8 protein-coding genes and 1 pseudogene are annotated in these 14,206 nt (G+C 67.0%); 3 read left to right on the top strand and 6 right to left on the bottom strand.

What is annotated here, in order from left to right; genetic code table 11:
* Positions 1-92: 92 nt before the first annotated feature.
* Positions 93-449 (top strand): hypothetical protein, encoded by a 357-nt coding sequence (locus tag caldi_RS16175; protein WP_264842773.1) that lies wholly within the window; start codon positions 93-95, stop codon positions 447-449.
* Between the two features lie 27 nt (positions 450-476).
* On the opposite strand, the gene caldi_RS16170 is transcribed toward caldi_RS16175, so the two are convergent.
* The 5 genes and pseudogenes from caldi_RS16170 to caldi_RS16155 form a co-directional block, all read right to left on the bottom strand.
* Positions 477-1,079: a copper amine oxidase N-terminal domain-containing protein gene (locus tag caldi_RS16170; protein WP_264842772.1), complete on the bottom strand. Its 603-nt coding sequence runs from the start codon at positions 1,077-1,079 to the stop codon at positions 477-479.
* A gap of 789 nt (positions 1,080-1,868) precedes the next feature.
* A complete protein-coding gene (locus caldi_RS16165; RefSeq protein WP_264842771.1) occupies positions 1,869-4,532 on the bottom strand; it encodes an S-layer homology domain-containing protein in 2,664 nt (887 codons plus the stop codon).
* Positions 4,533-4,698: 166 nt separating this feature from the next.
* Complete coding sequence (locus caldi_RS16160; RefSeq protein ID WP_264842770.1) at positions 4,699-5,583, bottom strand: DUF4349 domain-containing protein; 885 nt, start codon at positions 5,581-5,583, stop codon at positions 4,699-4,701.
* 180 nt (positions 5,584-5,763) lie between these two features.
* Positions 5,764-5,847, bottom strand: a pseudogene (locus caldi_RS17845) (zf-HC2 domain-containing protein); the annotation flags it as partial.
* Positions 5,848-6,012: 165 nt separating this feature from the next.
* Positions 6,013-9,174, bottom strand: a complete 3,162-nt coding sequence (locus caldi_RS16155) for a S8 family serine peptidase (RefSeq protein ID WP_406568094.1) — start codon at positions 9,172-9,174, stop codon at positions 6,013-6,015.
* A gap of 609 nt (positions 9,175-9,783) precedes the next feature.
* On the opposite strand from caldi_RS16155, the gene caldi_RS16150 reads away from it, so the two are divergent.
* Both caldi_RS16150 and caldi_RS16145 read left to right on the top strand, forming a co-directional pair.
* The gene (locus caldi_RS16150; protein WP_264842768.1) at positions 9,784-10,434 is read left to right on the top strand and encodes a phosphatase PAP2 family protein; all 651 of its coding nucleotides are present in this window, start codon (positions 9,784-9,786) and stop codon (positions 10,432-10,434) included.
* A 352-nt stretch (positions 10,435-10,786) separates the two neighbouring features.
* Positions 10,787-12,046, top strand: a complete 1,260-nt coding sequence (locus caldi_RS16145) for an MFS transporter (RefSeq protein ID WP_264842767.1) — start codon at positions 10,787-10,789, stop codon at positions 12,044-12,046.
* Between the two features lie 21 nt (positions 12,047-12,067).
* On the opposite strand, the gene caldi_RS16140 is transcribed toward caldi_RS16145, so the two are convergent.
* Entirely contained in the window at positions 12,068-13,984 is a 1,917-nt protein-coding gene (locus caldi_RS16140; RefSeq protein WP_264842766.1) for a GGDEF domain-containing protein, read from the bottom strand.
* Positions 13,985-14,206: the final 222 nt, after the last annotated feature.

The following is a 14,206-nucleotide window of genomic DNA, read 5'->3' as shown; positions in this document are numbered from 1 at the left end:
CGGGGGACCGTAAGCCTGAAACCTTGACCAAACGGGCTTCCAACACTATATGGTCACCCAGGAGATTGGCAGCGACAGGAGGCGCGTGCGCCGTGTCCATGCTCTTTCTAGTCTACGTCCTCATCGGAATCGTAGCGTCGCTCTATGCCTGGTTTGAATATGTCGCTCACCGAAACCGAAAGACGCTCGCAGGAGCCATCGTCCTCACGACGACCACGATCCTCCTCATGCTGCCGGAATCGTGGATCATCACCCTGGTCCTGCACGCCGGACTGGCCTCGTCGGGTGCCGGGGCGTGGCTGGCCAGTGCTTTCCACCGGCCCTCACCGCTTGCCCCGGTGACGTACGGCGGACTGCTGACTATCGGCATCGTACTGACCATCAAAGGGGCGAACCTCCGGCGCCGGCGACTGGTTGGCAAGGGCTCGCGCCACAAAAAGCACCGGTAACGACGGCCGGAAGGATACCGTCCTGGCTCAGTCCAGATACGCCGCCAGGAGATCGAACCGTGCGGCATCCGTCAGGTAGCTCGGAACCGTGAGGTCGAAGTGAGCCGCCTCGCCATTTGCGACCGTCTCGGGCTGGACGGGGCGGTAGTCCGTGCCCCCGCTGACGTGGCCCTCAGCGTCGTAAAACTTCGCCCGCACGGTTACGTAACGGCGGGTAGATCCGGATTGGTTCAACACCTCGCCCGTGATGTGCAGGTCGCCCTGCACATCCTCTTTCAGTGCCACGTTCCGGAAGGCGAAACTCGGCTGATACACCGGCGTCCGATTGCCCTCATCCGACCGGATGTCCCGGCCCGCAGTCCGGATCCGAACCGTCTGCGTGGCCCCGTCCCAGGTCACGTCCGCCCCGAGGGCCTCGGCAACAAAGCGAATGGGAATAAGTACACGTCCGTTCACGTTCATTGGAGCAACGTCGGTCGCCACCGGCTTACCGTTCACTTCGATGGAGATGCGGGTCCCAGCCCACGCGCTGGCGCCCCATCCTGCAGCCGTGACTGCCAGCGCATACAACAGCCAGCGGGCGCGGACTCCACGTAGCCTCGCTCGCATGATCTCCCTCCTTACGATCAACAGGCTCTTCGCCGCCGCTGAGATCAGTCCCTTCCACTGACTGACTGGCCAATATGCGACTGTTACCTGCGGCAGGAAGATCGGGATAGGAGGACCTGTCTCCGGCCCTCCCCTCCCACGCCACCCGGGATGCGGGTCCCCACCGGGCGGTTCGCTGAGCTTAGCCCGTGGTGGACCACCATCATCCCGACAGGCTCCCAGGTCCGCTCGTGCCGGAGGTGCTCGACCATCTTGCGGACCGCTCGGGCTTCACCGGTCTCTTCCGCAAGCGGGTCCCCGTTCGGGGAAGGCTGCTGTCAATCGCGCACTTAGGACGTGCCGATGTCGGCCACTACCCGCCGCGTGGCCCCTCTTCCGTCGGCTCCCCGGCGTGCGTACTGTGGCTGTTGCTAACTTCTGGCGGTTCAGCGGGACCTCTCGATCCGGGTTGCTTGCCAGGTGCGGTTTCCAATCTGGTTCCCGTGTGATGTCCGCCAGATCTCCAGGGTACGGGCGCCGACCTTCTCCCCGCGCCCGCAGTATCTACTGGCCCACCCCTTGGCAGCCTTAGGCTTTCGCTGTCCTTGACCAGTTCACCCGAGTGGGACAGCCTCGCCCCCGGTTCGTGGTCCGTGGGCGGTGGGTTGGCCGCCGGCTTCCTCCCCACGTTCCCTCACGGGCAACGCAGTTGCCTTGGGCAGTGGGCTTGTGCTGCCTTGGCCGCACCGAGCCAACGCCCACGCCGGGCGCACGAAGCAAGGAAGGCACCCTCGCGGGTGCCTTCCTGCCGCCTGGAGCCGGCGCTGCAAGTTACGGCGTGCTGTTGTCGTGCTTCACGACAGCCTCGAGGACACCGTCGCCGTTCAGGTCAAACGCCCAGACCTTGTCACCAGCGCCCAGGTTGCCGATCGTGATGGCTGCAGGTGCGCTCCCGGTCTCGTCGAAGAAGACGGTCTTGTCGTCATACCTATATGCCGTGTCGGTGTTACCGGCCAGATCCGCCTGATTGTTGAACGTGATGATCCCGCCCGCGGTGTCGATGCTCTTGACGTAGACAGAGCTCGAAACCGTCGGTTCCGTGATGCTGGTGATCTTCCCGGTGGAGCCGAACGACACACGCACGAAGTCACGGGTATTCACGTCACTGACCGAGTTCGACGAGGTGCCACTATTCTGTCCGCTGTACACGGCAGCGCTGACGGCGCTGTCGACCTTGTAGGTCGTGGTGGCTCCGTCGATCAGGAGGGTCAGCGTGGTCCCGTCAGCATCAAGACCACGGCTAACTACCATGGCGCTCTTGGCGCTCGTGGCCAGCGTTACACCGTTGGTGATGACGACGACCTTCAGCACCCTGTTCGAGTCGTTGAGGGCGACCTTTACCGTGGTCGGATCGCTTACGCCCTTGAGAGCTTCCCAGGTCGTCAGCGCGGGATCGAACTTGTTGCTGCGGATGTTCTGGATGAACACCGTGCTGTCCGTGACATAGTACGTCTGGCCGCCGACCTTGATTGTCTTGTTGTCCGAATTGATCCCGTTGCTGTCGATGGCGGTGCCGCCCGTGTATCCGGTGGTTCCGTCACCGGCCTCCCGCAGCAACTTGCTATCGGTGTCGATCCCGGCGACCTTGCCTTGGCTGTCGAGCTTCAACTGTACCAGATCGCCCTTGCTGATGTCGTCGCTGTCCGTGCCGAGCGAGGCGAGGGTTGTAGGAGTGTCGTTCTGACCGTTCACGAAGTCGATGTACGCGTCTACATCCTTGAACGCGTAGCTCACCTTCGTCCCGTCCGTCTTGAGGATCCGCACGTAGTAAGTCGTCCCGTCAGCGGTGGTCGCCGAGAAGAGGTCAAGCACGACGCCCTTGACTGTGGTAGTACCCACAGCGGTCCCACCGGTCTCAACGTAACGCACCTGACCGAACTGGTTGAGGTAAAGCGTCGCATCGACGTCCAGAAGGTCCGTCACGTTGTTAGGGTCGAGTTGTGTGATGGTGGAACCGTTATCCGTGCTGTAATACGCCTTCGTGCTCAGCTCATAGTCCTTGCCGTCGACGCGGAGCTTGTAGTCCGAGATCCCAGCTGTCGCAGCAGTGATGGCGGTCACCCTACCGGTCACCTTATTGTCGGTCGCCACGAGATAACGGTAATTGCCGCTGCCATAGACCTCAAGTACGTCGCCAGGCTTGATGTCGCCGAGCGTGGCGGGCTTTCCGTTTCGGACGATCCGCATGTTCCAGTCCTTGACGCTCTGGATGGCCTTGGTTGCGTTGCGATCCTGGTACTCGATCTTCTTGTTGGTTGTGTCAACAGAGGTCACGATCCAGGAGTTATCGCCCTGCCAGATCTCGATCGACCGAATCTTTCCGTTACCATCGAGGATCACGGTCGCCTTCGCGGGACCCTTCGTATTCTCACTCGCCGCGTCATCGAGAGCAGTCTTCTTGTCCGGCGCGCTGGTCTTTTCAACCCCGTTATAGTAGAGCTTGAAGTTGGCGTCGCTCACGTTATAGGTCTTGCTGGTGTTGCCCGAGAGTACCACCGCATCGTTGGCTGCATTCGAGCCATCGGTGCTGGTGCTGTCAATCGTGTCCGTGATGATGTTCGCCGGGTCCGTCTTGACCTTGACAGCAATGATATCGCCCGCACTGTTGTAGTAGTAGTCGATCTCGCGGCCAAGCAGATCGTCCGGGTTGTACGTCTCCAGCAGCGCCCGGGTCTCAGTACCGTTGATCGTGATCTTGTTCGGGTACAGGCCGCTGAGGTTGACCTTCGGCACGCTGGTCACGATGTACGGCGTGGTGCTGCTGGACTTCTTCACCGTCAGCCCGAGGTTCTCCGTCAGCAGGGTCTTGCCCGTCTGCGGCTCCCACCTCGGGCTATCACCGAAGGCCACCTGCTGCAGGAGGTCGACGTCCAGTGCGTTGTCGGTGAAGATCGCGATGTCGCCGCGAGTAGCCGGAGCGTTGGCGGCGACGACCACGCCCTTGGAGAGCCCCAGTTCGGAGGCCTTGACGATGTAGTTCGTCGGCCACAGGCCCTTCACGGCGGGCTCGTAACCAAGCGCACGCACCAGGATTGCCAGCGCCTCAGCGTACGTGACCTGGTTCTCGGGCTTGAACGAGCCGTCCGGGTAACCCTTCAGGAGACCCTGATCGACGGCCACGTTGATGTAACCGGCAGCCCAGTGAGCGCCCGACACATCGTTGAACTTGGTGTCCATCTTGGCGTACTGCGAGGCGCTCTCAAGGCCCAGGGCGCGTACGGCGATCGCTGCCATCTGCGCCCGTGTGACAGGCTCGTTCGGGCGGAAAGTCCCGTCAGGGAAGCCCGCGAGAATGTTGAGAGCGGCCAACCGAGCAGATGCGTCGGCGTATTTGGTCCCGCCCACATCCGGGAACGTCGCGGCACTGGCGGTTGCCACGGTACCGAGGACCAACGCCGCAGTGGACAGGGCCACGAGCAGTTTCTTGAGCCGCATCGTTGTACTCACTACCCCCTCGTTCGGTCTGCTACTAGCAAGTCGCACTTGTGGAGCCACAGCTTCCCGCGCGCATCACCCCTTTCGCATCGGGTGACTACGTTGGAACACCTCAACGCGTGAACGGTCTGCCGGACATCACCCCTTTCGCGGGGTCACGCTGCCGTTAGGTCACCTGCGCCTCTCCGGTTACCGGATGAACCGGTCCCGAAATCATCGACACCCGAACCACCGCCATCGACGTGCTGTCCAGGATCTCCTGCCGGCGCTTGCGTAAAGCGGCGATCGCTGCTCTGACCTGGACGTCGTTGGCCACCTCCGGCACCCAGCCAATCTGGCCGTTCAGATAAGCAATCCGCTTATCGATCTCGGCGATCGTGCCGCTGAAGTCCTTCATCGAAACCTGCCTGCTCTTGAGTTCGCCGAGGCTCGAAACGGCAGCGGTGGTCACGTTGGCCAACCTGACCGGCACCCAGATCTCGTACTCCCACTGCCCGCCCGGTTGCTGGCCTCCCAACGAGATCACGCCATTCAGCTCCGAGATCACACGCTCAAGCTGTGTTACTGCCGCTACCGGGTCCGCAACCTGTACCACCACGTTGACCGAGTACTTCACCGCGTTCGAATGATGAGCAGGAATGCCAGCACCCAGGGCCACAAAGGTGCGCCGCGACCCGACGTCTGCCTTCGACTCCTGTTGTCCAGGCAACTGTGCCGGCGCGGGTGAGTCGTTGGCAGCTGGTTTTCCAGTAGCGGTTGCAACCTCGCTGCCAGTGCGCTGACCTGCCACACCCACGAGATCCTCAATCAAGCCGGTCGGGTTTCCTTCGGGACTTTGCCCGGCCGGTGGAGTGTCGCTTGAAGCTTCCCTTTTCTGTACCTTAATCCGGGTATCCTCGTTCGGCGGGACCACCGTTCCTGTCAACGATCCAGTTTGATCGCTGATCGCCGGGGCAACACTGGCGAGCGACTGCCTCGCATTCGGACGGGATACCCACGGGCGGAGGGCCTGTCCATCCATCATCACAAGTGCGGCTACAGCCGCTGCCATCGCCGCTGCCAGCCCAAGACGCAGCGGTACTCTGGTTTGAGCCCGCCGGGCAGGGACAGGTTCCAGCGCTCGGACTCGCGCCATGAGCTGTGCATGGAAGGTGGGCGGTACTTCTACGTCTAGGGGGTTCAGTGCAGCGCGGATTTCCCTCCACAACTCCAGATCCGCCCGGCACGTGGAGCAACTCGATAGGTGCTGGGAAACCAGGGAGGCCTCCCGGGATGGGAGCCCGCCGTCCAGGTACGAGTCCAGGAGCTCCTGCACGTGCTGGCACGTCAACGGAGCTCCCCCCTTTGCGGCGATGCTCACCCCTGTCCCGGGTCACCGGCATCATTGACGTAGCAGGACCAGGTTTTGTTCCCCGTCACCGCGCCTTTCGGACGCGAACTTCCCCCCTCCACTTTCACACCGCGACGGGTTGGGCGCGCTTCAGCTGCGGGTCTTCACCTCCAGCACCCGCAGCAGCACGCCGCGCATGTAGATGTTCGGCCGGTCCTCGACCAGGCCGACCACCTGGACCGTCTTGCCCATGGACGCCTCGAGCAGCCGGGCGATCTCGCGGGTATCGGGCATGAGGACGTACCGGATGACCTGCCCGCCGGCCGTGACTTCGAGCTCCAGGTGCCGTCCCTCGATCTCGCTGACCGTCACGGTACCCGTCAACGTGATCGGCGCCGTGATCAGACCCATGCGCTGCATGGCCCGCAGGACCACGGCGGCTGCCTGGGCCCGGGTGGCGCGCTCCCTCGGCGCAAGGGAAGAGGCATCGACACCCTGGAGAAGGCCCCGCTCCAACGCCAGGGCGACGTAACCCCTTGCCCAGGCCGCAACCTCGGTGGCGTCCCGGAACGGGAGCATCCGACTGGCAGCAGCCTGCGCGGCGGCCTCCTGGCCGAGGGTCCGCAGGATCATCGCGGCCATCTCCTCACGGGTCACCGGGTCGTCCGGCCGGAAACGCCCGTCCGACCCCTTGATGATCCCGCGGCGGGCTGCCGTCTCGACATAGGGGAAGTACCAGGCGTCCTCGGGCACATCCGTGAAGGTGGGGGCCGCCGGACGCTCGAGCGTCACGGCCCGCTCGGGGTCCTGTGCCAGCGCCTCGACGAGGAGCCTGGCCAGCTCGGAACGGGTGACCGGCCGGTCCGGCTGGAACTCGTGCTCGTTGACGCCCTGAACCAGATGCCGGCTCACCAGCACCTCGACGTCGCCGCGGCTCCAGTGGCCCCGGAGGTCCGCAAACGTGCGGTCGTACGCCATGACGGCATAACGGCTGAACCGCGTCAGCTTGGCCCGGACGGTTCCCGATACGGTGTCGACGGCTCCGCCCACGTAGTCCCACTGGTCGGGGTTCTGTTCGCTCTGCCGGTAGAGCCCCAGCTTGCGCGGGTCTACGCCGGCGAGCTCCGAAGGCTTGTAGCGGACGCCGACCGTGACCGGCTTGCTGGGCGTCGCGCCATCCGTGTCGAACTCGATGACTTCGCTGACGGGCTTCAGGCCCTCGAGCCCAGGTTCCGCCGGCTCGTCTACTCTGCGGACGGTCAGCTTCGTGCCAGGGGCGAAGGTATCGGCGGGAATCTCCAATTCCACGGCACCGCCCAGGGCACTGACGGCCTTAGCGTCCGGACCGACCTCGATCACCTCTTCGTCAGCCGGGGGCACCAGGACGGCCCCTCCTCCTCCCCCACCACCTGCGGCTCCAGCGCCAGCGATGCCGCCGCTCTGCGGCACCGGGGTGGCGAGGAGTGCCTGGTAAGCGTTCACCGTCCCACCGGTCACGGTCCTTCCGGCCAGGGACGGCCGGGGGTCCACGGTACGCTCGATGATGTCGATGACCTGCTCGGGGGTCAGGTTGGGGTTGCGGCTCAGGATCAGTGCCGCCACACCGGATACGTGCGGAGCAGCCATCGAGGTGCCGTTCAGAGGCTGGTATCCGCCGGCCCGGTAGACCATGACCGTCCGGGTGCCCGCGCCGGTCGGATTCAGCCCGTCCGAAAACAAGAGGGCGCCCCGGGAGGCAGGCAGCCGTATCCCTGCGAGCGGGGAACCCGTCGGTCCTTCCACAGCCGTGGCCGATCCTTCCGGGGCGCCGTCCTCGTCGACGGTTACACCCAGGACAGTAGTGAACAGGGTATCGCTCGCTGTACCGAGGGCCAGATCCTCTCCGGCGAGAACCAGCTTTCCGCCCGCATCCAGGTAGGTCTTGAGTTCGGCAAGGTCCCTCACCGTCAGCGTGGGCGTTGTCGGGGTTCCGAACGCCTCGCCGGTGAACCAGACCACGGCATCGTACGACAGCATCTCGGCGGCCGTGGGGCCGTCGTACACATCCCCTGCCACCGTCCGGTACACCGCATCCGTGACCGTCGAGACCATGTTCCGGTACTCGGACCAATAGTCTGGATAACCGGCGTCGTACTCACTGTTGTCGTCGTCCACGAGGAGCACCCTGCTCCCCCGCCCGAGGCCCAGGTCGGCCAGGGCAGCGTTCATGACCTGCTGGCGCGTCGCGGCGTCTCCCACGCGTTCGAGCGCGAAGGCAAAGTAATAGGCCTGAGGCCCGTAGACCGCGTCCGTGACGTAGACGGCCGCTGGAACGCTGTCCGGGGTGGTCGGGTACGTGCTGAGGATGTCCTCCCCGGGTGCTGCGACGTCCACTGTCGTGGCACCGTAATTGGAGAACGAAGAGAGGTTCCCCTGGCTGTTCACCGCTGCCACGGAGATGATCTTGCTGCTCGGCAGTCCGGAAGGCGAGTCAGGGTTCAGGTCGTTGTTCTTGCTCTCGTTGCCCGCGGCGGCCACGAAGACCAGGTTGGCACGGTCGATGGCATCCCGCAGGGCGAAGTCCTCTTGACAGGTGGAGTCCGTGCAGGCGTGACCCCACGAGGCGTTGATCACACGGGCGCCGTTGGCAGCAGCGTACTCGATCGCACGGATGGCGTCCATCGTGTTTCCGCCATCCGGTCCGATGAACTTGAGGGGCATGATCTTGACACGCGGGGCCACGCCGACCACGCCTAGCGAGTTCGCCACGGCCGCGATCGTGCCCGCAACGTGGGTCCCGTGATAGTCTCCGGGGTGGAACACGCTGTTATCGTTGTTCAAGAAGTCCCAGCCATTCACGTCATCGACGTATCCGTTGTGGTCATCGTCGACGTTGTTGCCTGGGACCTCGTCAACGTTAATCCAGATGTTTCCACTGAGGTCAGGGTGGTCGATCTGGACACCGTCGTCAATCACTGCGACCACGATTTCCGGTTTGCCCTGCGTGATGTCCCAGGCCTCAGGCGCGGCGATCTGTTGCAGGCCCCACAACTGGCCAAAGAGGGCATCATCGGGAATAAGGCGTGGGTAGTAGATGAAGTTGGGCTGCGCGTACTCCACAAGGCCGCTCTGCCGCAGTTGCTGGACGACCTGTTCGACCGTCCCCTTGCTCACCGTTACCAGTTCAGCGCCGGTCAGGGGGGTTCGCTTGATCGTGCGGAAGCCGAAGTGCCCCCGGACGGAGGCCACATCGGCTGCCCGGGCCGTGGGCCGGAACTTGACGATCACCTCGCCGTCCCGGTACGGCGCCCCCCTGAAGCCCTGTGCCGTCACAACTTGTCTGGCCGGCCTACCCGGGCTCGTCCCGCTGCCCGCCAGGGCCGGTGATGCCGTGAAGGCGACGGCAGCGACCGCCACCAGCCCTGCCGCCAAACCACGTGAGAGCGTGTGGTGGCCAGTGAAACGCGGATTCACGTACGTACCGCCCCCCTGCTGCCCCGCGCCACTGACGGTGTGAACCGGTTTACCGCCGATACGCGTCAACGTGTTCGTCGTGGGGGCTGGGATATCCTTCCTGGCCGCCGCGACTCCCCACCTCCTGTCACGGGCGCGCCGATCCCCGCCGTGGGGTGGAGCGCGGCGCCGGGGGCCCGCGCCCTCCGTCGAAAGCAACACGCGACGTACCTCGGCGGCGCGCGCCTACCCGAGCCGCCCGCACCGGCACGCCTTCATCAACTTTTGATCCGGGAGTGCGGTGGCGTTATTGTATGGACAAGAAACCTTGTGCGGCCGGGGGCCAGCTCTCCGGGGAAACGAAGGCCGTAAACACATAAGGCTCACGGATCGCCGGGTCCGAAGGAGCGACAACGTTTGGCAGGACAGGATCATGGCAGGTGGCAGGGACCATCGAACGGAGGCCTCGCGTCGCGGACCCCCTACACCGTGAGCCTCAGCATGGGGCTGGTGTTGAACGGCGTCTTCATCGCCGGCTTCGTCAAGCTGGCAGAAGAGTTGCTGGAAAACGACCTGGGCCGTTTCGACAGCGCGGTCACCGCGCGGGTCGGGCAGCTCGCCCACCCTGCCGTGACCTCCTTCATGCGGCTCCTCACCTGGTTGGGGTCGGTGCCCGCCACCGCGGCTCTCACGGCGATCCTGGCCTGGGTGCTCTGGCACCGGCACGGGCGGGGGCGGGAGGCGTTGACCCTGCTTGCCAGCGTGGCGGGCGCCGCGGTGCTGGACACGGTCCTGAAGGAGACGTTCGGGCGGGCCCGACCCCCCGGGCCCTGGCTGGTTCGCGCCGGCGGTTTCAGCTTCCCCAGCGGCCACTCGATGGTGGCTTTCGCGCTGTACGGCTACCTGGCGTACCTGACCTGGCACGGCCGCCACCGACCGTGGCAGCGGCTGCCTCTTGCCGGGGCACTCGTGGCGGTGGCGGTCCTCATCGGTGTCAGCCGGATCTACCTGGGCGTCCACTACCCATCCGACGTGGTGGCCGGTTTCGCCGCCGGCGGCACCTGGGTCACGACCTGCACGCTGATTGGCCACCCCGGGCTCCGGAAGCGGTCGGGCGGCGAGAGCCGGCCGCGGGCGTGAGGAGACGGCGCGACGCACCCGGCCCCGGTCGCGGGCACCTGGCCCGGGCCTGAACCCGCGTGCACGACGTGTGTAACGACTCGTCACGCCGCAACGTGGAACAACGCTCGCAGGTAAGGCAGCAAGAGCACCCCGATCACGGTGCCCATGAGCAGCCATACTTCAGCCGACGCGGGCGGGAGGAAACGGCCCTACGATAGTCGTAAGATCTCCTCACGTGACAGCCGCTCCCGTCTTCTTGCGACCCGTGTGGCGACGCCCGCGGCCGAGCGGGAGTCGCTGTCCTTGCGCACGGGGCGTGGCCGGCACCTTCCCGGCAAGCCGGCCGCCGCCCCGAAGGAGATGACCGTCTTTGGGCTTCTCGCTCTGGCGCCTCCTCCTGATCAGCCTCGGTCACCTCATCACCGACGTGAACCAGGGTGGGCTGCCCTCCCTCCTCCCCGTCCTGAAGCAGACCTACAACCTCACCTACAGCCAGGTCGGGACGATCCTCCTGGTCCTGAACCTCACCTCCTCCGTGATCCAGCCTTTTTTCGGGTACTGGACGGATAAGACGCGCCAGCGCTGGCCCCTGCCGCTCGGGCCGGCGCTGGCGGCGGTGGGGCTGGCGCTGGCGGGGCAGGCGTCGACGTACGGCGGGGTGCTGGCAGCCACCGCCGTGTGCGGCCTGGGCGTGGCCCTCTTCCACCCGGAGGGCGCCCGGGCGGCGCGGGTCGTCGCCGGGTCCCGGCGGGCCACCGGGATGGCGATCTTCTCCGTGGGCGGCAACATCGGCTACTCCCTGGGCCCGGTCGTCGCCCTGGGGCTGGTGGGGTGGTTCGGGCTCGGCGGGCTCCGGGGCGTGCTGGTGCCGACCCTCCTGGTGGCGGCGGGCCTCCTGGCCGCGCTGCCGGCACTGGCGCGGCACGAGAGGGCCATGGAGGACCGGAGGAACGGTACGGCCGCGGCGGTCCCCCCGGCGGCGACCAACTGGCGCGCCGAGGCCCTCCTCGTCCTCATCGTGGGCATCCGGTCCTGGATCCAGTTCGGCGTGATCAGCCTGCTGCCGTTCTACTACCTCGAGCGAACCGGCGGCCGCGGCTTCAGCACCGGCACGCTGCTCTTCATCTTCCTGGCGAGCGGCGCCCTCGGGACGCTGGTGGGCGGGCCGCTGGCGGACCGCGTCGGCACCCGTCCCGTGCTCCTCGGCTCGATGGCGGCCCTCCTCCCCCTGGAGTGGCTCCTCCTCCACACCCAGGGCTGGCTCATGCTCGTGATCCTGGCGGCGACCGGGTTCGCCGTGGTGTCGACCTTCACCATCACCCTGGTGATGAGCCAGGAGTTCATGCCCCGCTACGTCGGGGTGGCGTCGGGGCTCAACACGGGCTTCTCGATCGGCATGGGCGGCCTGGGCGCCGCCGCCCTGGGCGTCCTGGCCGACCGCTGGGGGGTCCAGGCCACGCTCCAGGCCCTGCTCGTCCTGCCCGCCCTGGGCCTGGTGCTGAGCCTGCTCGTGCCCGCGCCGGGGCGGGCGGGGCCCTCGGGCGAGGCCGGCTCCCCGGGGCCGACGGCGAGGCCCGGCGCACCCGGCCCGGCCCGACCCGGTCGCGGCGCGGTGGCGTCCCACACCTGAGCCGGTGCGGCCTGCGCCGGTCTACCGGCGGGGGACAGGGGCCGTGCCGTAGAGGCACGCGGCGTGGCCTCGCCCGGCCTTCGCCTGGTACATGGCGGCGTCGGCCCGGGTCAGGAGCTCCTCCGCCGACAGGCCGTGCTCCGGGTACAGCGCAACGCCGATGCTCAGCCGGATCCCCCCGGGCACGCCCGCGTAGGCGGAGGTGTGCTCTGCCAGCGCCGCCAGGATGCGGCGTGCCACGGCCAGCGCCTGCTCGCCGCCCGCGCGGGGCAGGAGAGCGGCAAACTCGTCGCCGCCCAGACGGGCCACGACGTCGGTCTCCCGCAGCACGGCGCGCAGGACGCGGCTGACCTCCACCAGGAGCGCGTCGCCTGCCTGGTGGCCCAGGGTGTCGTTGACGCGCTTGAAGCCATCGAGGTCCAGGAACAGCAGTGCCCCGTTTTCGCCGTAGCGGCCGGCCTCGGCCAGGTGCCGGTCCAGTTCCTCCCGGAAACGCCGGCGGTTCAAGAGATCGGTGAGCGGGTCGTGGTCGGCCAGGTGCAGGATGCGGGCCTGCATGGCCTCCATCGCCTCGGCCCGGCGCTGGAGCTCCTCGTGCTGCGCCTGGATCTCCGCCTGCTGGGCCATCAGCTCCTCATACGCGTTCTGCAGGTCCGCCTGCGCCCGCGTGAGGTCCTGGATGAGGCGCCGCTGTTCCGCCGCACTGCGCATGCCCACCGCAGCCGCCGCCGCCAGCACCAGGCCCTGGACTGCTCCGGCCCCGAGGGCCTCGAACAGCGGTGCCCCGTTCAGCGCCCAGTTGCGCACCTGCCCGACGACGACCGTGGTGAGGCCCAGCCCAAGGATGCGGCTGCCGACTTCGGACCCGAGCGCCCGGGTGGCGAGAATCGGTGTGGCGGTCAGGAGCGCCAGGAAGCCGGGGTCGACGCGGCGGGCGCCGGCCAGGCCCAGGCCGAGGGCGACCGTGAGGAAGGCCAGGTGCCAGAACACGCGCCGCTCCGGGGCCAGACGGCGCCCGGGGCCCCAGTACATCGTCGAGTTGAAGAGCGCCGCGCCGACCACGAACGCCTGGGCGGTGAGCGGCTGGATCATGGCCTCGCCCCGGTTCACGGCGGAGAGGACGATGACCACGAGCGCGAGCAACCAGGTCCACATCTCCAGCAGTCGCTCGGTGGAGGCGAGCGAGTCGGAAGCGGCGGTTTGCGCCGCCGGCCTCCCGTCGTCCAGTGGGCCCGGGCTCCAGGCCATCAGCCCCGTCAGAGGGCCGAGGACCCAGGCGCCCCAGGCCACCACGCCCGTCCAGATCCCCATCCGGGCGAAGCTGTAGATGACCAGTAGCGGGAAGATGGAGCCGGCGAGCTGCCGCCATGGGCTGCGCGGCTGGGCCCAGCCCCGCCGGGGCTCCGGCACGATCAGGGCCGCACCCCCGACGAGCCCGAGCAGCCCGGTGACGGGCCGCATCGAGCCGATCGGGTCGACGGCGGGGTCGGCGACAGCCCCCGGGGCGACCAGCATGAGCAACCCGGTGACGGCCTGAATCAGGCCGAAGGTGGCGGCAGCCAAGTCGGGGTCGGACGCGCCGTCCGCGGGCTCCCCGGCCGGCGGCGGGAGCCACGGCGAGGCGGCGACCGCGGCCGCCAGGAGCCCGTAGAAGACGGTGCCCTCCCACACGCCAGCATCCCCGAAGAACCAGGCTTGAAGCGCCAGCGGCGCCGCAGGAAGCACGGCGAGCCCCCGCGCGGCCGCGCCGCTCAGGGGAAACCGCATCAGCAGCAGGAGCAAGACCCCGCTGGCGACGAGGGCGGCGGAGATCAGGGGGAAGAAGGGGCGTAGAGGCTCATACACAGGGGCCCAGAAGTCGCGGGGGAAGACGTAGATGCTGAGCCCCTGGAACATCTCGATGGCCGCCGCCACGATCAGCAGCCGTGTGGAGTTCACACAACCGACTCCCGTCAACCGTGGTCTCGCAGTGCAGTGCGAACCCGGACGCGTGGCGCCGGCAGGTCTCCCGTCTCCTCAGCCGCCCACCTGAGACGCCCCCTGGTCGAAGGCGCGCGGTGACGGCGGTGCGCCCTGTCCGGCCGGTACAAGGCGGGCGGCCGATACGCCGGTGACCGCACGCGAAACCTCTCCCGTGTCCGCCAGCGGGCGCCGCCTCGC

Origin of the sequence: Caldinitratiruptor microaerophilus (genome assembly GCF_025999835.1) — a bacterium.
Taxonomy (GTDB): domain Bacteria; phylum Bacillota; class Sulfobacillia; order Symbiobacteriales; family ZC4RG38; genus Caldinitratiruptor; species Caldinitratiruptor microaerophilus.
Note: the sequence above shows the minus strand (reverse complement) of the source record. Positions and strands in the feature narration are given on the sequence as shown.